A 23,771-nucleotide genomic window follows, 5' to 3' on the forward strand; every position below is an offset into this window, starting at 1 on the left:
TCAGAAGAAAATGCTTTGCGCTCTTGCGGTCGTCGCCCGCATGACCTCTTCTACGGGGATGCCTTTGATCTCAGCGATCTTAGCCGCGATGACCGGGATATGCGCGCTTTCGTTGCGGGTACCCCGGAACGGGACCGGAGTCAGGTACGGGGCGTCCGTTTCCAGTACGATGTCTTCGATCGGAATCTGTTCGACGACTTTGACCGTGGACGAGTTCTTGTAGGTGATGAATCCTCCGATGCCCACCGCGAAATTGCCCAGCTCCTGGATCTGCCGGTAATCTTTCAGCGTGCCCTGGAAACTGTGGAAAACGCCCCGGATCTGGCCGTGCAGCGGTTCCAGCAGGGGGAAAATCTCGTTCCATGCGTCCCGCACGTGCAGGATCAGCGGCAGGTCGTATTCGATCGCCAGCTGCATCTGGATCACCAGCGCCTGGCACTGTTCCGTCAGCGAACTGGTGCTCCAGTGCAGGTCGAGTCCCACCTCTCCGATGGCGCACCACTTGACGGGCGGTTCTTTCAACAGGTTGCGTACGATCTGCAATTCGTCGCGCCATTTGGTATTTTCATTGACCGACGTGGGATGCATCCCGATCGCTGCGTGGCAGACTTCCGGAAACTGGCGTACCGTGTCGATCATGGCCCGGTGGCTGTGCGAATCTACGGCCGGCAGCACGATCTTCCTCACGCCTGCGGCGACGGCCCGGGCCACCGTTTCCGCCCGGTCGCTGTCGAAATCGGCATCGAAAATATGGGCGTGCGTATCCACGTAACCGACCTCTGCGTCCATAGCGGCGGCTACATTTTGATGAGTCTGTTGTAAACTTTCCATGCCATGTCTATCGTGTTAGTTTCCGCGCTGACGGGATAGGGTTGCCCTCCTGCCGCCCATTCCGCCTCCATCGGGTAATAGTCCGCCGGAGGAAGCTCGCCCCGGTTCAGCGCGTCGAAAAAGGTCTTCCATCTCGGATAGTAGAAATCCCGCAGCATGCCCGACCATTCGCGGTGGGCATAGTCGTGCAGGCCGCCTACGTTGGCCGCGTGGCGGTTGCCCCAGGTGGTCAGCAGGGTGCGTGCGTTCCACCGGTAATAGTCCTGTTCGGCCGGATAGCGGCTCCACCGCATCGCCGATTCGATCCAAGGGCCGACCATGAATTCCGGACGGGAACCGAGCAGGCTGTCCTGCAACAAAATGAGGCCCAGAAAGTCGTCCGACAGTTTCCGGAATTTTTCCCGGTTTCCCTCGTCGTAGGCGGTTTCGATCCGTTTGAGCAGCCCGTTCGCCTTGTCGGCCACCGCCTGCCGGGCGATATCGACGAGGTCGTACTCGAAATTGTTGCAGCCCCGGAATTTGTCGGCTACTTCCAGCATCAGCCCCAAAGCGCGTTCGGTCTCCTCGGCGTCGTAGGCCAGCTGTGCGCTGCCCCAGGTCGAAACCCGGTCTACCCGCAGGGCCGGGCGGGCGCAGAGCACCGATTCCGTCGTACCTTCCTGCAAACTGGTATAGGAAGGGTCGTAAACCGTGTTGGCCAGTATTTTCCAGGCTTCCGCCACTTGGGGCAGCGTATGGCCGTAACGGGCTTTCACGTAACTTTCCAGCCATGCCGTCCGGTCGAACTTCTCGGCCCGCCAGGGCAGTTCGTAGAGCAGCTCGAACATGACGGGGTTGTTCTCGATTCCTTCCGGCGTGGTGCCGACTCCACTCAGGTATTCGGCCAGCGGGTCGCCTTTCGCTTTCATCGAACGGGCCATGTAGTAGCCGTCGATCACGCGCTGCATTTTGCCGTACATGCCTACGTTGCCGCCGAAGTTAAGGAGCATGCAATATACCCAGTCGTGCCGTCCGTATCCTTTTTCGCGCCGCCACGGCGACTGGGGGTCGCCCCACATCGGCCGCGATTCGCTGAACAGGTCCAGGATCAGCACGTCGCCGCCCGGCAGGTCCCGGATCATTTCGGGATGCGGACAGCTTTGCCAGGCCTGGGCTACCCATACGGCTCCGGGATTGGCCCGTTTCATGGCGTCGTAGATCGCCTGCCCCGCAGCGGGCAGGTCCACGCCGGCGGTCGAGCCGCCTTCGTGGAAGGGGTCGATGGCGAAATATTGCGCGTCGTCGCCGTACAGGGCCTTGAGGTTCTTGTAATAGGTGTCTGCGATCCGGGCGAACATCGGGTCGGTGGGCAGCAGGAATGCCGGGCGTTTGTAGCCGTTCCACAAGCCGGGGTCCTGTATCTGGGTCAGTCCCAGTTTCCGCCATACGGCCGTGTCGTTGGGCACCATGCCCGCATAGCCCGCGAATACGGGGCGGATGCCCCATTCGCGGTAGCGTTCGACGATCTTTTGTTCCAGTGCGGTCTGTTTGTCGTACCAGTCGGCCGGATTGGGGCCTCCCCAGGCTTCGAGGTTGTTCATCAGCCACCAGGCCTGGTGCGCGGGACCGGCGATGAAACGGTCGATCTGCGTCTTGTCGAATCCGAGTTCCTGGAGGGTGTTGCGCCATACGGTCGCGGTGCCTGTCAGCGAGAGAGGGAGGTTGATGCCGTGCAGGGCCATCCAGTCTATCTCCTGTTCCCAGCGGGTCCAGTCCCAGAAGGCGGTGGAGTAGGAGAAGGTGCAGTAGTTCATGTAGTACCGCACGAGCATGTCGGTGGAGTGTCTTTCGGGCTGTTTGGGCCTGGGGAATCTGACGTTGCTCAGGCGCGGTCTGGGGTTGTTCCAGGCGATTTGTATCCCGGCGTAATATTTCAGGTACCAGTTCAACCCGGCTGCGATGGAGATGTAGTTGTTGCCGCGGATGACGATTTTCCGTCCTCTGGAGTCGAGTTCGAAGAAGTCTTCCGGGGATTGCTGCCCGTCGAGTTCGAAGATGAAGCGGGAACTTTGTCCGGGCTGTATGCGTTCCACCAGTGCCGCTACGGGGTTGTCCGCTTTCGCGAAAGCGGACAACGCGAAGCCCGGCGACAAAAGGAGCAGGAGTATGGGGAGGAACCGGCGCATGGTCTGTCTGGTTTCTGGGTCGGGGTGTTAGAAGCGTGCGTTGTTGAATGCGTAGGCGATCTGTTCGGCGATGGAGTCGACGGCGTCCTGCATTTTGTTCCCGACGATCATTTTCATCATGGGGTTGAGTTCGATGTCGAGCACGATGCGCATGCGGGTACCCGGCACGGCGGAACCTTCGGGAGTGGTGTCTTTCATTTGCGCCCAGAAGGTGAAAGGAATGGGCATGCCTCCGGCACTTTCGTCGGCGCATACTTTGATGAGTTTGTTGGGCTGCCGTTCGACCATCTTCAATCCGACGGTAAATCCTTTGGCTTTGAATTTGCAGGTCTCTTCGGTGGCTTCCCAGTTCTCCACTTTGTCGGCGAGGATGGGGGTGAAGTTCTCGAAGCTGGAAAGCACGCGGAATATCGTTTCGTCGGGCCGCGCTATCTGTACTTGTTTGCTGGTGTATCTCATGGTGTGTGTTTAATGGTTCGTTTATTTTTAGTCATCGATCAGTACAGGATTGCTCTTTCGATTTGGGTCGGGCGCCCGGGATGCTCGCCCCGAACTTGTGAGGGTTGCGGGCCTCCCGAGGGGAGGCGTCCGGCCCGCGCGGCTCGCCGCCAGTCTCGAAAGTCAATGCGATCCAATAAAACTAAACGAACGATTAATCAGGAGGGGCGTATTGCCGGGGCTATTTGCTCCAAACGTCGGGGGCCCTGCGCCATTCGCGGAGGGTTTCCATCTCTTCCGGTTCGATGTAATTCTGTTCCGCCGCCAGTTCGATCAACGTATTGTAATCCGACAGCGTATCCAGTCGGACTCCCGCCTTTTCGAAATTCGCCGTCGCCGTCGGGAAACCGTAAGTGAAGATCGCCACCATGCCCAGCACCTCGCATCCTGCCGCCCGGAGCGCCTCCACCGCTTTCAGCGAGCTGCCTCCCGTAGAGATCAGGTCTTCCACCACCACCACTTTGGCCCCCGGTTCGAAATGGCCCTCCACCTGGTTCGCCATTCCGTGGTCTTTCGGCGCCGAGCGCACGTAGATGAACGGTTTGCCCAGCTCTTCCGCCGTCAGTACGCCGCAGGCGATGGCCCCCGTCGCCACCCCTGCGATCACCTCCGCCTGCGGGTATTTCTCCGCGACGATTTTCGCGAAAGCCCGGTAGATTTCCCGCCGTGCCTCCGGATAGGAGAGCGTCTTGCGGTTGTCGCAGTAAATGGGGGAGTGCCAGCCGCTGGCCCAGGTGAACGGATTTGCAGGGCTGAGTTTTATTGCCTTAATTTGCAACAATGTTTGTGCAATCTTTTTGCCGGTTTCCATTTTATGAGAAAAGTCTATTATTTGGATAACGTAGTCGCGTTCGGCACCTCGCAGGAGTGCGCCTCTCTGTCCGCTCCGGCCGAGGCTTCGTGGCTCGTCATAGATGCCGGTGCGCTGGACGCCGGGGCCGGTATCATGCTCGGATTAACAAATTTGCAGAGAATTTTCGAGACTGCCAAATCCGTGGCTTTCGTTTCTCCGACACAGGAGGATGCCGATCGTTTTTTTGCGGAATTCGCCTCGCAGTTCGTTCCGATCGAAGCGGGCGGCGGTTTGGTCGCTTCCCCCCGGGGCGAGGTGCTGATGATTTTCCGCAACGGCCGTTGGGATCTGCCGAAAGGCAAACTGGAACCGGGCGAGGAGATCGCGCAATGCGCGGTGCGGGAGGTAGAGGAAGAGTGCGGGATCGCGGGGCTGGAACTGGGAAAATTGCTGACACGCACGTATCACCTGTACGAACTGCGCGGGAAATGGATATTGAAACGGACTACGTGGTATGCGATGGCTAATGACGGAGCGGGAGAGCTGGTGCCGCAGGCGGAGGAGGGGATAACGGATATCCGATGGATCGCCCCGGACAACCTGCATTTCTATGTGGAAAATACGTACCCTACGATCCGGGAAGTCTTCGCCGCGGCTAAAAAAGGCTGAATTGCGCTGTCCGTTTACTTCGTGCCGTGGAATCGGGGCTCGAACGGCCTTTCCCGGCATCGCTGCGCGGTTTGTGCCGGCGGTTTTCGTTCCGCGCCCGGTCGTTCGGGCAGTCGTGCTCTGGTCGGAGCGAAACGAAAAAGCATCGGCTGAGCGGCCGGTGTGCCGATGCGCATGATCGGGAGTGCGTATGATGCCTCTGATTTCGGGCCGTGAAGAAGCGGGCCATAGTAACGTCTCCCGGCAGGAATGCCGGGAGACGTTGGCGATAGATAGACTGACGATAGTTGATAATAGGGGATAAAAGCGTTCGTATATATTCTTGTATAGTCGGAGAATTCGTTTATATTTATATTTGAAACCGTGTGGCGGGAATCTTTCAGAGTGAAAGTTTTGGTTTTTCATTGCAAATATGCAATAATAAATTGAAAGTGCAAAATATTCGGCAGAAAAAATGACAGATTGGCAAAGACTGGAACAGGTGATCAAGTGGACGGGGCTGTCCACGAATGCTTTTGCTGCCGGAATCGGTTTGAAGCGGAGCGAGAACCTGTATCAGATCAAACGCGGGAATAACAGCATCAGTAAAAATCTGGCCGAACTGATTACCCGTAAATACCCGTCCGTGAACCGGGCATGGCTGCTGACCGGCGAAGGAGACATGTTTGCCGAAAACGAGAAACGGGAGGGGATACCTTATTATAAGAAAGACGTGCTCCGGCTGGTCTGCGAAACGGCCGGATGCGATGCGGACGACTATATCCGTATGCCCGGATTCGGGGAGTGCGATTTCGCGGCGCCGGTGACGGGAGATGCGATGGCGCCGGAGGTCCCGGCCGGGGCGACTGTCGTTTTGGAGCAGGTCGATCCGCTCGCGCCCGTGTTGTCCGGTGAAATTTATGTGGCCGTGACTTCCGCGTTCGCTCTGCTGCGGTACGTGAAGCCCGACCCGGAAATCCGGGATGCGTTGTGGCTGACGGCTCCGGCCGGGGCGGGAAGCGAACCGGTGAGGGTGCTCCGGGAGCATCTGATACGGTTGTATCTGGTCAAAGGGATCGTCATACACAAGGTCTTATGACCGCTCCCGGATGGCAAAAAAGGCTAATGGATTGAAAAAAAGAGAATAAAGGCTCAAAAAGTTTGCAAATTCAAAACCATTGCCTATCTTTGTCGTCCGAAATGCCCCTTACGGAGGGCAAATTCGTTGTTTTGAACAATTGATTTTCGGGCGGATACCAGAGTGGCCAAATGGGGCAGACTGTAAATCTGCTGGCTTACGCCTTCGGTGGTTCGAATCCATCTCCGCCCACGAAATCCGTTTCTTTTTACGACGAAAACCGTTCGAATCGGTTTCGTTTTGAAAGGGACTTTTCGGTGTAAAGAAAAAAAACAAGCGGAAGTAGCTCAGTTGGTAGAGCATTAGCCTTCCAAGCTAAGGGTCGCGGGTTCGAACCTCGTCTTCCGCTCTTTATTATTAAACAGAACACTTAAACGCTTACAACCCATGGCAAAAGAAAAATTCGACCGGTCGAAACCGCACGTGAACATCGGTACCATCGGCCACGTTGACCACGGTAAAACCACGCTGACCGCAGCGATCACTACCGTACTGGCTAAAAAAGGCCTCTCGGAACTGCGTTCGTTCGACTCGATCGACAACGCGCCGGAAGAAAAAGAACGCGGTATTACCATCAATACCTCGCACGTTGAGTATTCCACCGCAACCCGTCACTACGCTCACGTAGACTGCCCGGGCCACGCCGACTATGTGAAGAACATGGTAACGGGTGCTGCTCAGATGGACGGTGCCATCCTCGTTGTGGCCGCTACCGACGGTCCGATGCCCCAGACCAACGAGCACGTGCTGCTCGCCCGTCAGGTGAACGTTCCGCGTATCGTCGTGTTCCTGAACAAATGCGATATGGTCGATGACCCGGAAATGCTCGACCTCGTCGAACTGGAAGTGCGCGACCTGCTGAGCAAATACGAATTCGACGGCGACAACGCCCCGATCATCCGCGGCTCCGCACTGGGCGCCCTGAACGGCGAACCGCAGTGGGAAGAAAAGATCATGGAGCTGATGGATGCTGTGGACAACTATATTCCGATTCCGCCGCGCGAAAACGAAAAACCGTTCCTGATGCCGGTTGAAGACGTCTTCTCGATCACCGGCCGCGGTACCGTGCTGACCGGTCGTGTCGAAACCGGCGTGATCCACGTCGGCGACGAAGTCGAAATCGTGGGCCTTGGCGAAAAAGCTAAGAAATCGGTATGTACCGGCGTCGAAATGTTCCGCAAGCTCCTCGACGAAGGGGAAGCCGGCGACAACGTGGGTCTGCTGATGCGCGGTATCGACAAGAAAGAAGTGAAACGCGGTATGGTCGTTGCCAAACCGGGTTCCATCACCCCGCACACCAAATTCAAGGCCGAAGTCTATATTCTGAAGAAAGAAGAAGGCGGCCGCCACACTCCGTTCCACAACAAATACCGTCCGCAGTTCTACCTGCGTACCCTCGACGTGACCGGCGAAGTGCAACTGCCGGAAGGCGTTGAAATGGTTATGCCGGGCGACAACGTGACCATCACCGTGGAACTGATCTACCCGGTTGCCATCAACGTAGGTCTGCGTTTCGCTATCCGCGAAGGCGGCCGTACCGTAGGTGCCGGTCAGATCACCGAGATCATCGCGTAGTTTCCGCACGCGACATAATTCCGAAGGCGGTACCCCGGTACCGCCTTTTCACAGGGGTGTAGTTCAAGGGCAGAATAGCGGTCTCCAAAACCGTTGATGGGAGTTCGAATCTCTCCACCCCTGCCAAAAAAGAAAAGCGATGAAAGCTACTTACGTCAAAGAAGCCTATAACGAACTGGTACACAAAGTGACCTGGCCGACCTGGACTTCGCTTCAGAACAGCGCGATCGTGGTCATGATCGCTTCCCTGATCCTCGCGCTGGTTATCCTGGCCATGGACATCAGCTTTGAGTCCATCATGAAGGGCATATACAGTATCCTTTATTAATTTTTCGGGAAGACTATTCCAGCAGAGCTATGAGCAACGGAGAGAAACCGGTCATGGAATGGTACGTCGTGCGTGCCATCGGCGGTAAGGAAAAGAAGGTCAAAGAGTATCTCGAATCCGAGATCCGCACTTTGCACCTCGAAGACTATATCGCCCAGGTGCTGATCCCTACCGAAAAAGTTTACCAGGTGCGCAACGGTAAGAAAATTACCAAAGAGCGGATCTCGTATCCGGGGTACGTATTGGTCCAAGCCGCCCTCGTGGGCGAAATACCGCATATCTTGCGCAACGCTCCCAATGTGCTCGGTTTTCTGAGCGATACCAAGGAATCCTCCCTGCAGGCCACTCCTCTCAGGCCGCAGGAAGTAAGCCGGATCCTGGGTCGTGTGGACGAGCTCGCCACGCAGGAGGAAGAGAACGAAACTCCTTATGTGGAAGGCGAATCCGTGAAAGTGATCGACGGACCTTTTGCTTCCTTCGTCGGCACGATCGAGAAAGTCGATAACGAGCGTAAGAAACTTCAGGTTTCGGTCAAGATATTCGGGCGTAAAACTCCGATGGAGCTGAGTTTTATGCAAGTGGAAAAAGAGTAACTAACATTTGTTAACGAAGCGCGAACTGTGGGCTTTCCGAAAAAGCCCGCATTTTGTGTTTCAAAGGAAAAAAGCTATGGCAAAAGAGGTTGCAGGTTTCATCAAACTGCAAATCAAAGGTGGTGCCGCGAATCCTTCGCCGCCCGTAGGGCCGGCCCTGGGTTCCAAAGGCGTGAACATCATGGAGTTCTGCAAGCAGTTCAATGCGAAGACGCAGGACAAAGGAGGCAAAGTGCTGCCGGTCGTTATCACCGTTTACAGCGACAAGTCGTTCGACTTCATCGTCAAGCAGCCGCCGGTGGCCGTACAGCTTAAGGAAGCAGCCAAAATCCAGTCCGGTTCCGCCGAACCGAACCGTAAGAAAGTCGCTTCCGTAAGCTGGGAACAGATCGAAGAGATCGCCAAGAGCAAAATGGAAGACATGAACTGCTTTACCGTTGAGTCCGCCATGCGGATGGTTGCCGGGACGGCACGCAGCATGGGTATCAGCGTAACGGGTGAATTTCCTAACAAATAAGGAGTAAAAGTCAGAACACTATGAAACTTACGAAAAACAGAAAAGCAGTCCTCGCCAAAGTGGAACCGGGTAAGGTACACAAGGTCGATGAAGCTGCCGCTCTCCTCAAGGAAATAACCTTCACCAAGTTCGATGCTTCCGTCGATATCGACGTTCGTCTGGGCGTCGATCCGCGCAAAGCGAACCAGATGGTCCGCGGCGTGGTGACCCTGCCTCACGGGACCGGTAAGACCGTGCGCGTGCTCGTGCTCTGCACTCCGGACAAGGAAGCCGAAGCGCAGGCCGCAGGCGCCGATTTCGTAGGCCTCGAAGAGTATGTGGAAAAAATCAAAGGCGGCTGGACCGACGTGGATGTCATCATCTGTACGCCGAACGTAATGGCCAAAGTAGGTGCGCTGGGCCGTATCCTCGGGCCGCGCGGCCTGATGCCGAACCCCAAGACCGGTACCGTTACGATGGAAGTCGGCAAAGCCGTCGAAGAAGTCAAAGCCGGTAAGATCGACTTCAAGGTCGATAAGTTCGGGATCGTGCATACCTCGATCGGCAAAGTCTCTTTCGATGCCAAACAGATCGAAGAGAACGCCAAGGAGTTCCTGCATACCATCCTGAAATTGAAACCGGCCGCAGCCAAAGGGACTTACGTCAAGAGCATCTACCTCTCGACTACGATGAGTCCGGGGTTGCAGATCGATCCGAAATCCGTTGACTAATCGACTAACAATAAGACATTGAGATGAGAAAGGAAGAAAAATCCGAAGTAATCAAGAGTTTAGCCGATCAGCTCGGGACCTATACGCATTTTTATCTGACCGATATTTCCGGCATGAACGCCGAGCAGACCGCTGCCCTGCGTAAAAGCTGCTTCGAGAAAGAGGTCAAGCTCATCGTGGTGAAAAACACCCTGCTGGGCAAAGCGCTGGAACAGACCGGCAAGGCTCAGGACGAACTGGTAGCCGTTCTGGAAGGCTCTACCTCCATCATGTTCTCGAACACCGGGAATGCGCCGGCGAAACTGATCAAGGCTTTCCGCAAGGACAAAGGAGCCGAAAAACCGATGCTCAAGGCCGCTTATGTCGATGAGTGCGTTTATGTGGGCGAAGGCTCGCTCGAACAGCTCGTCAATATCAAGTCGCGCGAAGAGCTTATCGGCGACGTTATCGCACTGCTCCAGTCTCCGGCCAAGAACGTTATCTCCGCACTGCAAGGTTCTGCCGGCGGCAAGATCGCAGGGCTGGTCAAGACGCTCGAAAACCGGGCCCAGTAACTCGCCTCGGAGGGCGGCTTGAGTATTCCGGTATCGGAAAGGCCGCCTGAAGTGAGATTACCTCGAAACAAAAACAAACCGTTTGTAACCCGAAGAAGAGGGGCGCGACACCGAGTAGGTCCGCGGCAACCGTGACAGGTTCATCCGATGCGGCGGTCGTTTTACAGAAAAGACCGCAGCGCGCGGGGACCGGACGTCCGGACCGGAAGGTAGCGGTAAGATCCCTCGGAAGGAGGCAAACAAGCAATTTTAATAACTTTACTAAACAATAACGAAGATGGCAGACATCAAAGCGCTGGCTGAAGAGCTGGTAAACCTGACCGTAAAAGAAGTAAACGAACTGGCTACTATCCTCAAAGACGAGTATGGTATCGAACCGGCAGCAGCCGCTGTAGCCGTTGCCGCTCCGGCAGCCGGTGGCGAAGCCGGTGCAGCCGCTGAAAAAACCTCGTTCGACGTGATCCTCAAATCGGGCGGTCAGGCCAAACTGCAGGTTGTGAAAGTCGTTAAGGAACTGACCGGCCTGGGCCTGAAAGAGGCTAAAGACCTCGTGGACGGCGCTCCGAAAGCAGTGAAAGAAGGCGTTTCGAAAGAAGAAGCCGAATCGCTGAAAGCCCAGCTCGAAGAAGCCGGTGCAGAAGTAGAACTGAAGTAATTTCGGTTCCTTTCCGGGGTGCGGAAGTCCTTAAGAGGCTGACGATAAGTGCCTTGGAAGCAAGAGACGGTGTAAGGCTCACTGCCGGTGAGCCTTGCGCCTTTTTCTGGTTTTTGAGCTTCCGATTCTGCGGGAGGACAATAACCGAAGGCGGGGAGCCGTTCGCAAACGGCTTCGGACGCCATAAAAGAGACAACAGGCCCTCGAAGGGGAAGAGCAGAGTTGCATGACCGGCGTGCTAAAACCGGGCATACATGAAACACTCCGTAACCTTTCCGGAACGGCCTGGCCAAACAATCGTTCCGGGTTCTTTTAGCGCTGTTCAGAAACATTACTCATTCCGTAACCAAAGAACATGCCTTCCAACACAACCAACAACAACGCAGCCGCGGCGACCGTCCGCAAACCGCAGCGGATCAGTTTCGCCTCGTCGAACCTCAGGATGGACTATCCCGACTTTCTGGAGGTGCAGCTGAAATCCTTCAAGGACTTTTTCCAGCTCGAAACCACGGCCGAAAACCGTCTGGACGAAGGGTTGTACAAAGTCTTCATGGAAAACTTCCCGATCACCGATACGCGGAACAACTTCGTCCTCGAATTTATCGACTACTATATCGACCCGCCGAGATATTCGATCGACGAGTGTCTGGAGCGCGGACTGACCTACAGCGTGCCGCTGAAAGCGAAGCTGAAACTCTATTGCACCGACCCCGAACACGAAGATTTCGACCCCGTGATTCAGGACGTCTATTTCGGGGCCGTTCCCTATATGACCCCGCGCGGGACGTTCGTCATCAACGGCGCCGAGCGCGTCATCGTGTCGCAGTTGCACCGCTCGCCCGGCGTGTTCTTCGGCCAGAGCATGCACTCGAACGGCACGAAACTGTACAGCGCCCGTATCATCCCGTTCAAGGGTTCGTGGATCGAATTCGCCACGGACATCAACAACGTGATGTACGCCTATATCGACCGGAAGAAAAAGCTGCCCGTGACCACGCTGCTGCGGGCCATCGGCTTCGAGAGCGACCGGCAGATCCTCGAGATTTTCGACCTGGCCGATGAGATCAAGGTGAACAAGGCGAACCTCAAAAAGGCCGTCGGCCGTAAACTCGCTGCCCGCGTGCTGAAATCGTGGACCGAAGACTTCGTGGACGAAGATACCGGCGAAGTGGTTTCGATCGAACGTAACGAAATTATCATCGACCGCGAGACCGTCCTCTCCGAAGACCATATCGAAGATATTCTGGAGTCCGGCGAAAAGACCCTGCTGCTGCATAAGGAACAGGCCTCCGCCAGCGACTACTCCATCGTGTACAATACGTTGCAGAAAGACCCCTGCAACTCCGAGAAAGAAGCCGTAGTTTACATCTACCGCCAATTGCGCAACTCCGAACCGCCGGACGAAGCCACGGCCCGCGACGTGATCGACAAGCTGTTCTTCTCCGACAAACGTTACGACCTGGGCGACGTGGGACGTTTCCGGATCAACAAGAAGCTGAACCTCGACATTCCGAGCGAAGTCAAAGTGCTGACCCGCGAGGACATGATCGCGATTATCAAATACCTGATCCAGCTGATCAACTCCAAGACCGACGTGGACGACATCGACCACCTCTCGAACCGCCGCGTGCGCACCGTCGGCGAGCAGCTGGCCAACCAGTTCAGCGTCGGTTTCGCCCGTATGGCGCGTACCATCCGCGAGCGGATGAACGTGCGCGACAACGAAGTGTTCACCCCGGTGGACCTCATCAACGCGAAGACCCTGTCGAGCGTCATCAACAGTTTCTTCGGGACGAACCAGCTGTCGCAGTTCATGGACCAGACCAACCCGCTGGCCGAACTGACCCACAAACGTCGTCTGTCGGCCCTGGGGCCGGGCGGTCTGTCGCGCGAACGCGCCGGTTTCGAGGTGCGCGACGTGCACTATACCCACTACGGCCGCCTCTGCCCGATCGAAACTCCGGAAGGGCCGAACATCGGTCTGATCTCCTCGCTCTGCGTCTTCGCCAAGATCAGCGATATGGGCTTTATCGAAACTCCGTACCGTACCGTCGAAGGCGGCAAGGTGGATACGGATAATTCGCACATCCGGTTCTACTCTGCCGAAGAAGAGGAAGGACTCGTGATCGCACAGGCCGAAGCGACCGTGGCCGCCGACGGAACGCTGACCGACGAGCAGATCAAAGCCCGTCTGGACGGCGACTTCCCCGTCGTGACGCCCGACCAGGTGCAGCTGATGGACGTGGCCCCGAACCAGATCGCCTCCATCGCCGCGTCGCTGATCCCGTTCCTCGAACACGACGACGCCAACCGCGCCCTGATGGGATCGAACATGATGCGCCAGGCCGTTCCGCTGCTGCGGGCCGAAGCCCCCATCGTGGGTACCGGCCTCGAAGGGGCCGTCGTGGGCGACAGCCGCACGCAGGTCGTAGCCGAACGCGACGGCGAAGTCGTGCACTCCGACTCGACCGAGATCCATATCAAATACGACCGCACCGAAGACGAAAAATTCGTCAGCTTCGATCCGGAAGTCACCGTGTACAAACTGCCGAAGTACCGCAAGACCAACCAGAGCACCTCGATCACCCTCAAACCGATGGTGCGCAAGGGCGACCGCGTGACCGCCGGGCAGATTCTGACCCAGGGCTATTCGACCGACAACGGCGAGCTGGCGCTGGGCCGCAATCTGAAGGTAGCCTTCATGCCCTGGCAGGGATACAACTTCGAGGACGCCATCGTGATCTCCGAACGCATGATGCGCGAAGACATCTTCACTTCGGTGCATGTCGATGAATATATCATGGAGGTGCGCGACACCAAGCGCGGCGTCGAAGAGCTGACCAGCGACATCCCGAACGTCAGCGAAGACGCGACCAAAGACCTCGACGAGAACGGCGTGATCCGCATCGGCGCGAACGTGAAGCCGGGCGACATCCTGATCGGTAAGATTACCCCGAAAGGCGAGAGCGATCCGAGTCCGGAAGAGAAACTCCTCCGCGCCATTTTCGGCGACAAGGCCGGCGACGTGAAGGACGCTTCGCTCAAAGCGCAGCCGTCGCTGTACGGCGTGGTGGTGGACAAAAAACTGTTTACCCGTGCCGGCAAGGAGAGCGGCAAGAAAGGCAAGCAGAGCGAAAAGGCTCAGATCGAGAAGGCCGAAGCCAACTTCCAGAAAGAAGTGGCCGCCCTGCGCGAAATCCTGGTGTCGAAACTCTGGACGCTGGTAAACGGCAAGACCGCGACGGGCGTGCAGGACTATTTCGGCATGGAAGTGATCGAAAAAGGGACCAAGTTCACCCAGAAGATGCTTCAGGAACTCGACTACCTGAACATCAACCCGACCAAGTGGACCTCCGACAAAGACAAGAACGAGTTGATCAAGGCGCTTATCAACAACTTCATTATCAAATACAAGGAGTTGGATGCCCATCTCAAGCGCGAAAAGTACAACATCACCAACGGGGACGAACTGCCCTCGGGGATCATCCAGCTGGCCAAAGTCTATATCGCCAAGAAGCGCAAGCTGCGCGTCGGGGATAAAATGGCCGGCCGCCACGGGAACAAGGGTATCGTGGCCAAAGTGGTGCGCGACGAAGACATGCCGTTCCTCGCCGACGGTACGATCGTCGATATCGTGCTGAACCCGTTGGGCGTGCCCTCGCGTATGAACCTCGGCCAGATTTACGAAACCGTGCTCGGATGGGCCGGCAAGGAACTGGGCGTGAAGTTCGCCACGCCGATCTTCGACGGGGCGAGCCTCGATGAGATCAACGAATACGCCGAGAAAGCCGGTATCCCGCGTTCGGGCCGCACCTACCTTTACGACGGCGGCACCGGCGAGATGTTCCACCAGCCGGCGACCGTCGGGGTGATCTACATGCTCAAACTCGGCCACATGGTCGACGACAAGATGCACGCCCGTTCGATCGGCCCGTACTCGCTCATCACCCAGCAGCCGCTGGGCGGTAAGGCGCAGTTCGGGGGCCAGCGTTTCGGGGAGATGGAAGTGTGGGCGCTCGAAGCGTTCGGCGCCGCCAACATCCTGCAGGAGATCCTGACCATCAAGTCCGACGACGTGGTAGGCCGCGCCAAGGCTTACGAAGCGATTGTGAAAGGCGACAACATGCCGCAGCCCGGTATTCCGGAAGCCATGAACGTGCTGCTGCACGAACTCGGCGGGCTGGGGCTGAACGTCAAACTCGAGTAATGCCCCGCGTATTACCCGGAAAGCACATCATACTTTCACATTCAACAAGGAACAATAACGATTATGGCATATAACAAAGATAACAAAGCCACGGGCAACTACCAGAAGATCACCATCTCGCTGGCATCGCCCGAGCAGATCCTCGAAAAATCGAGCGGCGAAGTCCTCAAGCCGGAGACCATCAACTACCGGACCTACAAACCGGAGCGCGACGGCCTGTTCTGCGAGCGTATATTCGGCCCCGTCAAGGATTACGAATGCCATTGCGGCAAGTATAAGCGCATCCGCTACAAAGGGATCGTCTGCGACCGCTGCGGCGTCGAAGTGACCGAGAAGAAAGTGCGCCGCGAGCGCATGGGGCACATCCAGCTGGTAGTGCCGGTCGCCCATATCTGGTACTTCCGCAGCCTGCCGAACAAGATCGGCTACCTGCTCGGCATTCCGACCAAGAAACTGGACATGATCATCTACTACGAACGGTATATCGTGATCCAGAAAGGGGCGGCCGAAGGCGTCGAGGAGGGCGACCTGCTGACCGAAAAGGAATACCTCGACATTCTCGATACCCTGCCCAAAGGCAACCGGACGCTGGAGAACGACGACCCCAACAAGTTCATCGCCATGATGGGCGCCGAAGCGCTGGAGCTGATGTTGCAGCGCGTCGATCTGGACGAACTCTCCTATTCGCTCCGCCACAAAGCTTCGACCGAGACCTCGCAGCAGCGCAAGAGCGAAGCCCTCAAACGGCTGAACGTCGTCGAAGCGTTCCGCGCCTCGCGCAATGTCAATAAGCCGGAGTGGATGATCATGCGCGTGATTCCGGTGATTCCGCCGGAGCTGCGCCCGCTGGTGCCGCTCGACGGGGGACGTTTCGCGACCTCCGACCTGAACGACCTCTACCGGCGCGTGATTATCCGTAACAACCGTCTGAAACGGCTGATCGAGATCAAAGCTCCGGAAGTGATCCTGCGCAACGAGAAACGTATGTTGCAGGAAGCCGTCGATTCGCTGTTCGACAACTCGCGCAAATCCAACGCCGTCAAGACCGAAAGCAACCGTCCGCTGAAATCGCTCAGCGACTCCCTGAAAGGGAAACAGGGACGTTTCCGTCAGAACCTGCTCGGTAAGCGCGTGGACTACTCGGCCCGTTCGGTGATCGTCGTAGGCCCCGAGCTGAAGATGCACGAAATGGGTATCCCGAAAGACATGGCCGCCGAGTTGTACAAACCTTTCGTGGTGCGCAAACTCATCGAACGCGGGATCGTCAAGACCGTGAAATCGGCCAAGAAGATCATCGACCGCAAGGACCCGGTGATCTGGGATATCCTCGAAAACGTCATCAAGGGACACCCCGTACTGATGAACCGCGCCCCTACGCTGCACCGTCTGGGTATCCAGGCCTTCCAGCCCAAACTGATCGAAGGCAAGGCCCTCCAGCTGCATCCGCTGGCATGTACCGCCTTCAACGCCGACTTCGACGGCGACCAGATGGCCGTGCACCTGCCGCTGGGCAACGCCGCCATTCTGGAAGCGCAGCTGCTGATGCTCGGTTCGCACAACATCCTGAACCCCGCCAACGGCGCCCCGATCACCGTACCGTCGCAGGACATGGTGCTCGGCCTGTATTACATCACCAAGCCGCGCAAAGGCGTCAAGGGCGAAGGGCTTGTGTTCTATTCGGCCGAAGAAGCCATCATCGCCCATAACGAAGGGCGCGTGGATCTCCATGCCCAGGTGAAACTCCGCCTCGGGCCGGGGAACATCATCGACACTACCGTCGGCCGCATCATCTTCAACCAGGTGGTGCCCAAAGAGGTCGGCTATATCAACCTGCTGCTGACCAAGAAGTCGCTCCGCGACATCATCGGCGACGTGATGAAACGGTGCGGCGCCGCCGTTACGGCGAACTTCCTGGACGACATCAAGGCGATGGGGTACCGGATGGCTTTCCGCGGCGGTCTGTCGTTCAACCTCGACGCCGTCATCATCCCGAAAGAGAAAGAGGCGCTGGTGCAGGACGGTTACGACCAGGTGGCCGAGGTGATGGAAAACTACAACATGGGTTTCATCACCAACAACGAACGCTACAACCAGATCATCGACATCTGGACCCATACCAACTCGAAACTGACCCAGACCCTGCTCAAGCAGCTCACGGAAGACGACCAGGGTTTCAACCCGGTTTATATGATGCTGGACTCCGGGGCCCGCGGTTCGAAAGAGCAGATCCGCCAGCTTTCGGGGATGCGCGGCCTGATGGCCAAACCGCAGAAATCGACCGCCGAAGCGGCGCAGATCATCGAGAACCCGATCCTCTCGAACTTCAAGGAGGGGCTGTCGGTGCTCGAATACTTCATCTCCACCCACGGTGCGCGTAAAGGTCTGGCCGATACCGCGCTGAAGACCGCCGACGCCGGTTACCTGACCCGCCGTCTGGTGGACGTGGCGCAGGACGTCATCATCAACGAAGAAGACTGCGGCACCCTCCGCGGCTTGCAGGCTACGGCCATCAAACGCAACGAAGAGGTGGTGCAGTCGCTCTACGAACGCATTCTGGGCCGCACCTCGGTGCACGATATTTACAATCCGCTCAATAACGAACTGATCGTGAAAGCGGGCGAAGAGATCACCGAAGAGATCGCGCAGGCGATCGAAGAGTCGCCGATCGAAATGGTCGAAATCCGTTCGGTGCTGACCTGCGAATCGCGCAAGGGCGTCTGCGCCAAGTGCTACGGACGGAACCTCGCCACGGGACGCATGGTTCAGAAAGGCGAAGTGGTCGGCGTGATCGCCGCCCAGTCCATCGGCGAGCCGGGTACCCAGCTGACCCTGCGTACGTTCCACGTCGGGGGGGTTGCCGGCGGTTCGGCTGCCGACAACAAGATCGTGGCCCGTTACGACGGCCATATCGAGATCGACGAACTCCGGATGGTCGAACGCAAGGACGACACCGGCCGCACGGTCTATATGGTCATCAGCCGTCTGGCCGACCTGCGCATCGTGGACGACAATACCGGCGCCACGCTCTATAACGCCAACCTGCCGTACGGCGCCACGCTTTACGTCAATACCGGCGACAAAGTGGCCAAGGGCGACCTGCTCTGCGAATGGGACCCGTACAATGCCGTCATCGTCAGCGAATTCGGCGGTAAGGTCACTTTCGACAGCGTGATCGAAAACGTTACTTACCGCGAAGAGTCCGATGAAACGACCGGCTATCGCGAGAAAGTGATCATCGAATCGCGCGACAAGACCAAGAACCCGGTCATCCGGATCCTCGACAAGAGCGGCGAAGAGCAGAAACAGTACAACCTGCCGGTAGGCGCCCATATCGTGGTCAAGGAGAACGCCAAGGTGAACGCTGGCGACATCCTCATCAAGATTCCGCGCGCCGTGGGCAAGGCGGGCGACATCACCGGGGGTCTGCCCCGCGTGACCGAGCTGTTCGAAGCCCGCAACCCGTCCAACCCGGCCGTGGTATCGGAAATCGACGGCGAAGTGTCCTTCGGCAAGATCAAGCGCGGTAACCGCGAGATCGCCGTAACCTCGCGTACCGGCGAGGTGAAGAAATACCTCGTGCCGCTGTCCAAACAAATCCTGGTGCAGGAGAACGACTATATCCGCGCCGGCATGCCGCTTTCGGACGGCGCCATCACCCCGGAAGACATCCTGGCCATCCAGGGGCCGACCAAGGTGCAGGAGTACATCGTGAACGAGATCCAGGAAGTGTACCGTATGCAGGGCGTGAAGATCAACGACAAACACTTCGAGATCATCGTCCGTCAGATGATGAACAAAGTGCGCATCGAAGATCCGGGCGATACCCGCTTCCTGCCGGAACAGATCGTGGACAAATGGGATTTCATGGAGGAGAACGACGACATCTACGAAAAGAAGGTCGTTACCGACGCCGGAGATTCCGCCGCGCTCCATCCCGGACAGATCATCACGCTGCGCCAGCTGCGCGACGAAAATTCGACCCTGCGCCGCAAAGACCTGAAAGAAGTCCAGGTGCGCGACGCCGTACCGGCCACTTCGAACCAGGTGTTGCAGGGGATCACCCGCGCGGCATTGCAGACCAGCAGCTTCATGTCGGCCGCCTCGTTCCAGGAAACCACCAAGGTGTTGAACGAAGCGGCGATCAACGCGAAGGTCGATCCGCTCGAAAAACTGAAAGAGAACGTGATTTGCGGCCACCTGATCCCCGCCGGGACCGGGGTGCGCGAATTCCAGGACCTGATCGTCGGTCCGAAAGAGGCCGTGGCTTCCGCGGCCGAAGCGGCTACCGAGGCTCTCGCGGCGGAATAGCGTTCCGGCGGCAATCGGAAAGTACGAAAGGGGCAGGTTCCGGAACGGAGCCTGCCCCTTTCGTTTGTGCGGGCGGGCGACCGTTTCGGGTTGTCTTTATGCCGGCCCGCGGCCTTGCCCCGAAGCTCCGGCAGCGGGAAATCCGGGGGGCGGGAAGAGGTCGTATTTCCCGTATTCGGAAAATAAAACGTGTGGAAAAAACATTATATTTGTCCCTTAAAAACAGACCGATGGCATTATCCTTTCCGCGCGATTACCGTCCGCGTCTGGTTCCGGAGACCCAGGAACAGGCGATCAAAGAGATCAAGGACACTTTCCAGCGTATTCTGAGCGAAGAGCTGCACCTGCGCCGCGTTACCGCCCCCTTGTTCGTACTTTCCGGTACCGGGATCAACGACGACCTGAGCGGCGTGGAACGGGCGGTGAGCTTTCCCGTCAAGGATATGGGCGGTGCGCGGGCCGAAGTAGTGCAGTCGCTGGCCAAATGGAAAAGGATCAAGTTGGGCGCCTACCAGATCGCGCCGGGCTACGGGCTTTATACCGACATGAACGCCATCCGCGCCGACGAGGAGCTGGACAATATCCATTCGCTCTACGTCGATCAGTGGGACTGGGAGCGGACGATCCGTCCCGAAGAACGCAATGTCGCTTTTCTGAAAGAGATCGTACGGAAAATATACGACGTGCTGCTCCGCGTCGAACAGGCCGTTTACCGTGCCCATCCCCACATTACGCCGGTGCTGCCGGACGATATCGTTTTCGTCCATGCCGAAGAGTTGCTGCGCGAATATCCGGGACTCAGCCCGAAAGAACGTGAGAACGAAGCCGCCCGAAAATACGGCGCCGTGTTCATCATCGGTATCGGCGCCCCGCTCTCCGACGGACGGAAACACGACGACCGCGCCCCGGACTACGACGACTGGATCACCCCCAATGAAGAGGGCTTCGCCGGTCTGAACGGCGACCTGATCCTGTGGAATCCGGTGCTCGAATCGGCTTACGAAATTTCGTCGATGGGAATCCGCGTAACGCCGGAATCGCTGGAGAAACAACTCCGGGCCAGCGGCAAATACGACGAGCGGAAAGGGCTGAAATACCACCGCATGCTGCTCGGCGGCGAGCTGCCGCTCTCCATCGGCGGCGGGATCGGCCAGTCGCGGCTCTGCATGTTCTTCCTGCGCTGCGCCCATATCGGCGAAGTGCAGGCCAGCATCTGGCCCGAAGAGATGCGCGAAGCGTGCCGACAACATAACATAGAACTGAAATAAGAACCGGGCCGAACATGCAACCCTCGTTTTTCCCGGCTCTTTTATCCCGCCTCCGGATTCGTTGCATGGCCCCGCCCTGCGTCCCGTCCGGAACGGGTAAAACGGAATAAAACGCTGTAAAATAACCTCGGCGACAGTTTAAGCAGGCTCTGAAAAATCCGGAAGCGGAAATAACCTTATAAATCACACACCCATGTCATCACTCAGATTCAAAGTTGTAGACGAAGCGATCCGACGTAAAGCCCTCGACGTGCAGCTGCCGGCCCAACGGCCCTCCGAATATTTCGGCATGTACGTCTTCACCCAGGATCGTATGCGGAAATATCTGCCCAAGAACGTTTACGAAGCGTTGGTGGATACCATGAACAACCGTACGCCCCTGAGCCGCGAGTTGGCTATGGGTGTGGCTGCCGGAATGAAACAGTGGGCCATGGAGATGGGGGCTACCCACTATACGCACTGGTTCCAGCCGCTGAACGGCGGTACCGCCGAAAAACACGACGCCTTTGTGGAACACGACGGCCACGGCGGGCTGATCGAAGAGTTCTCCGGAAAACTGCTGATCCAGCAGGAACCCGACGCGTCGAGTTTCCCGAACGGCGGTATCCGGAACACCTTCGAAGCCCGCGGTTACTCGGCCTGGGACCCGACCTCGCCGGCCTTTATCGTGGATTCGACCCTCTGCATCCCGACGATCTTCATCGCCTATACCGGCGAAGCGCTCGACTTCAAGACCCCGCTGCTGAAATCCATCGCCGCGGTAGACAAAGCCGCGACCTCGGTGTGCAAACTGTTCGACCCGAACGTAAAGAAGGTGACGGCCTTTCTGGGCTGGGAACAGGAATACTTCCTTGTGGACGAAGGGCTGTGGGCCGCGCGTCCCGACCTGATTCTTACGGGCCGGACATTGATGGGGCACGAGAGCGCCAAAAACCAGCAGCTCGAAGACCACTATTTCGGCTCGATTCCGACCCGTGTGGCGGCATTTATGAAAGAATTGGACGTCGAACTGCTCAAACTCGGCATCCCGGTGAAAACGCGGCACAACGAAGTGGCCCCCAATCAGTTCGAGCTGGCGCCGATCTATGAGGAAGCCAATCTCGCCAACGACCACAACCTGCTCCTGATGAGCGTGATCCACCGTATCGCGCGTAAACACTGCTTCCGCTGCCTGCTGCACGAAAAACCGTTCAAAGGAATCAACGGTTCGGGCAAGCACAACAACTGGTCGCTGGGCACCGATACCGGCGTGAACCTCTTTTCGCCGGGTAAGACGCCGAAAGACAACCTGTTGTTCGTGACTTTCCTCGTCAATACGATGATGGCGGTCTATAAGTACAACGGCCTGCTGAAAGCCTCCATTTCGAGCGCCACGAACGCCCACCGGCTGGGCGCCAACGAAGCGCCGCCCGCGATCATCTCGGTGTTCCTCGGCCGTCAGCTGAACGAAGTGCTGGACAAGATCGAGTCGAGCACGTCTGAAGAGGCGATCAAAGTGGACGACAAATCCGGATTCAAACTCGGCATCGCGCATATTCCGGAACTGTTGCTGGACAACACCGACCGTAACCGGACCTCGCCGTTCGCGTTCACGGGCAACCGGTTCGAGTTCCGCGCCGTCGGCTCCTCGGCCAACTGCGGCGGGGCGCTGACGGTCATCAACACCGCCGTGGCGCATCAGCTCACCCGGTTCCGCAAGGAGATCGACGAGCTGACGGCTACCCATATGCCGATCGAAAAGGCGATCTTCACGGTGCTGAAAAAGTACATCAAGGAGTGCGAACCGATCCGTTTCGACGGCAACGGTTACAGCGAGGAGTGGAAAATCGAAGCCGCGAAGCGCGGATTGGATACCGAAACCAGCATTCCGCTGATCTTCGACCGTTTCCTGACTTCGGAATCGGTGGACCTGTTCACCTCGATGAACGTGCTGAGCGAAGTGGAACTGCACGCCCGCACGGAAGTGGATTGGGAGACCTATACCAAGAAAGTGCAGATCGAAGCCCGCGTGCTGGGCGATTTGGCGATGAACCACATCCTGCCGGTGGCTTCGCGTTACCAGAGCCTGTTGCTGGACAAGGTGTACAAAGTGCACCAGATTTTCCGCGACGGGCAGCGGGCGGACATGCTTTCGCAACGCGACGTGGAGCTGATCGAGCAGATCAACGACCATATTTCGGCGATCCAGGCGCAGGTGAACGACTTGGTGAACGCCCGCAAGGTGGCCAACAAAATCTGCGGCGAGCGGGCCAAAGCCATCGCTTATCACGATACGGTGGTGCCGTTGATGGACGAGATCCGTTACCACATCGACAAACTGGAGCTGATGGTCGATAACGAGATGTGGACGCTGCCCAAATACCGCGAACTGCTGTTCCTGAAATAAACGAGATATGGTACCCTGGATCATTCTCGCCGCCGTTCTCCTGTTGCTGGTGGCGCTTCCTGTTTCCATCTACAACGGACTCGTGCGGCGGCGTAACGGAATCGCCAATGCGCAGGGGGCGATCGACGCCGTGCTCAAACAGCGTTTCGACCTGCTGCCCAACCTGGTGGAGACCGTGAAACGGTATGCCGCGCACGAAACGGGGCTGTTCGCCGGGGTCGTGGCCCTGCGGAAAGGTAAAAATTCATACGGCGAGTTGTCGGCCGACGAAAAAAACGCGTTCGACAGCGGTTTCAGGACCGGCCTGCGGAATTTCTATGCCGTGGCCGAAAATTATCCCGACCTGAAAGCATCGGACAATTTCCTGCATCTGCAGCGCACGCTCAATGAGCTGGAGGAGCAGTTGTCGGCGGCCCGGCGTACCTATAACGCCGTCGTGACGGATTATAACAATGCCGTACAGGTGTTCCCTTCGTCCGTTATCGCCGGACTGTTCGGTTTCCGTCCCGGGCGGGTGCTCGAAACCCCGGCCGAAGAGCGCGGGGTGCCCGATGTCGGGAATCTGTTCGGAGATAACCGGTGCGGAAGGCAGTGACG

General features: G+C 57.6%; 18 protein-coding genes and 3 tRNA genes. 17 read left to right on the plus strand and 4 right to left on the minus strand.

Annotated elements, in window-relative coordinates; all coding sequences use genetic code 11:
- The 4 genes from RIKMI_RS0106860 to pyrE form a co-directional block, all read right to left on the minus strand.
- Window positions 1–831: a TatD family hydrolase gene (locus tag RIKMI_RS0106860; protein ID WP_245584944.1), complete on the minus strand. Its 831-nt coding sequence runs from the start codon at window positions 829–831 to the stop codon at window positions 1–3.
- Window positions 798–2,996: an alpha-N-acetylglucosaminidase gene (locus RIKMI_RS0106865; RefSeq protein ID WP_027290997.1), complete on the minus strand. Its 2,199-nt coding sequence runs from the start codon at window positions 2,994–2,996 to the stop codon at window positions 798–800. The genes RIKMI_RS0106860 and RIKMI_RS0106865 overlap by 34 nt, the downstream gene beginning before the upstream one ends.
- A gap of 27 nt (window positions 2,997–3,023) precedes the next feature.
- Window positions 3,024–3,455, minus strand: coding sequence for a polyketide cyclase (locus tag RIKMI_RS0106870; protein WP_027290998.1), 432 nt, complete (start codon window positions 3,453–3,455; stop codon window positions 3,024–3,026).
- Window positions 3,456–3,675: 220 nt separating this feature from the next.
- Window positions 3,676–4,305 carry an orotate phosphoribosyltransferase gene (gene pyrE, locus RIKMI_RS0106875; protein WP_027290999.1) on the minus strand — a complete coding sequence of 210 codons (630 nt, stop codon included), beginning with the start codon at window positions 4,303–4,305 and terminating at the stop codon, window positions 3,676–3,678.
- A 3-nt stretch (window positions 4,306–4,308) separates the two neighbouring features.
- Between pyrE and RIKMI_RS13325 the strand changes: the two genes are divergently transcribed.
- From RIKMI_RS13325 to RIKMI_RS0106960, 17 genes are all read left to right on the plus strand, one after another.
- Entirely contained in the window at window positions 4,309–4,956 is a 648-nt protein-coding gene (locus tag RIKMI_RS13325; protein WP_037291652.1) for an NUDIX hydrolase, read from the plus strand.
- Between the two features lie 454 nt (window positions 4,957–5,410).
- Complete coding sequence (locus RIKMI_RS0106885; protein ID WP_037291654.1) at window positions 5,411–6,034, plus strand: hypothetical protein; 624 nt, start codon at window positions 5,411–5,413, stop codon at window positions 6,032–6,034.
- 148 nt (window positions 6,035–6,182) lie between these two features.
- Window positions 6,183–6,265: transfer RNA gene (locus RIKMI_RS0106890), tRNA-Tyr, on the plus strand.
- Window positions 6,266–6,349: 84 nt separating this feature from the next.
- A tRNA-Gly gene (locus tag RIKMI_RS0106895) sits at window positions 6,350–6,422 on the plus strand.
- Window positions 6,423–6,460: 38 nt separating this feature from the next.
- Window positions 6,461–7,648 (plus strand): elongation factor Tu, encoded by a 1,188-nt coding sequence (gene tuf / locus RIKMI_RS0106900; RefSeq protein ID WP_027291001.1) that lies wholly within the window; start codon window positions 6,461–6,463, stop codon window positions 7,646–7,648.
- 52 nt (window positions 7,649–7,700) lie between these two features.
- Window positions 7,701–7,774: transfer RNA gene (locus RIKMI_RS0106905), tRNA-Trp, on the plus strand.
- Window positions 7,775–7,787: 13 nt separating this feature from the next.
- Window positions 7,788–7,976, plus strand: coding sequence for a preprotein translocase subunit SecE (gene secE / locus RIKMI_RS0106910; protein ID WP_027291002.1), 189 nt, complete (start codon window positions 7,788–7,790; stop codon window positions 7,974–7,976).
- 29 nt (window positions 7,977–8,005) lie between these two features.
- The gene (gene nusG / locus RIKMI_RS0106915) at window positions 8,006–8,569 is read left to right on the plus strand and encodes a transcription termination/antitermination protein NusG (protein WP_027291003.1); all 564 of its coding nucleotides are present in this window, start codon (window positions 8,006–8,008) and stop codon (window positions 8,567–8,569) included.
- A 76-nt stretch (window positions 8,570–8,645) separates the two neighbouring features.
- Window positions 8,646–9,086 (plus strand): 50S ribosomal protein L11, encoded by a 441-nt coding sequence (gene rplK / locus RIKMI_RS0106920; protein WP_027291004.1) that lies wholly within the window; start codon window positions 8,646–8,648, stop codon window positions 9,084–9,086.
- Between the two features lie 20 nt (window positions 9,087–9,106).
- Window positions 9,107–9,796 (plus strand): 50S ribosomal protein L1, encoded by a 690-nt coding sequence (gene rplA, locus RIKMI_RS0106925; protein WP_027291005.1) that lies wholly within the window; start codon window positions 9,107–9,109, stop codon window positions 9,794–9,796.
- A gap of 23 nt (window positions 9,797–9,819) precedes the next feature.
- Window positions 9,820–10,350 carry a 50S ribosomal protein L10 gene (gene rplJ, locus RIKMI_RS0106930; protein ID WP_027291006.1) on the plus strand — a complete coding sequence of 177 codons (531 nt, stop codon included), beginning with the start codon at window positions 9,820–9,822 and terminating at the stop codon, window positions 10,348–10,350.
- A gap of 277 nt (window positions 10,351–10,627) precedes the next feature.
- Entirely contained in the window at window positions 10,628–11,005 is a 378-nt protein-coding gene (gene rplL, locus RIKMI_RS0106935) for a 50S ribosomal protein L7/L12 (RefSeq protein ID WP_027291007.1), read from the plus strand.
- A 355-nt stretch (window positions 11,006–11,360) separates the two neighbouring features.
- Window positions 11,361–15,212, plus strand: coding sequence for a DNA-directed RNA polymerase subunit beta (gene rpoB / locus RIKMI_RS0106940; RefSeq protein ID WP_084135214.1), 3,852 nt, complete (start codon window positions 11,361–11,363; stop codon window positions 15,210–15,212).
- A 63-nt stretch (window positions 15,213–15,275) separates the two neighbouring features.
- Entirely contained in the window at window positions 15,276–19,520 is a 4,245-nt protein-coding gene (rpoC, locus tag RIKMI_RS0106945) for a DNA-directed RNA polymerase subunit beta' (RefSeq protein WP_027291009.1), read from the plus strand.
- Window positions 19,521–19,750: 230 nt separating this feature from the next.
- Window positions 19,751–20,788 (plus strand): aspartate--ammonia ligase, encoded by a 1,038-nt coding sequence (gene asnA / locus RIKMI_RS0106950; RefSeq protein WP_027291010.1) that lies wholly within the window; start codon window positions 19,751–19,753, stop codon window positions 20,786–20,788.
- A 193-nt stretch (window positions 20,789–20,981) separates the two neighbouring features.
- Window positions 20,982–23,174 (plus strand): glutamine synthetase III family protein, encoded by a 2,193-nt coding sequence (locus RIKMI_RS0106955; RefSeq protein WP_027291011.1) that lies wholly within the window; start codon window positions 20,982–20,984, stop codon window positions 23,172–23,174.
- A gap of 7 nt (window positions 23,175–23,181) precedes the next feature.
- Window positions 23,182–23,769 carry a LemA family protein gene (locus tag RIKMI_RS0106960; RefSeq protein ID WP_245584945.1) on the plus strand — a complete coding sequence of 196 codons (588 nt, stop codon included), beginning with the start codon at window positions 23,182–23,184 and terminating at the stop codon, window positions 23,767–23,769.
- The last annotated feature ends 2 nt before the right edge of the window (window positions 23,770–23,771 follow it).

Source organism: Rikenella microfusus DSM 15922 (assembly GCF_000427365.1).
Classification (GTDB): domain Bacteria; phylum Bacteroidota; class Bacteroidia; order Bacteroidales; family Rikenellaceae; genus Rikenella; species Rikenella microfusus.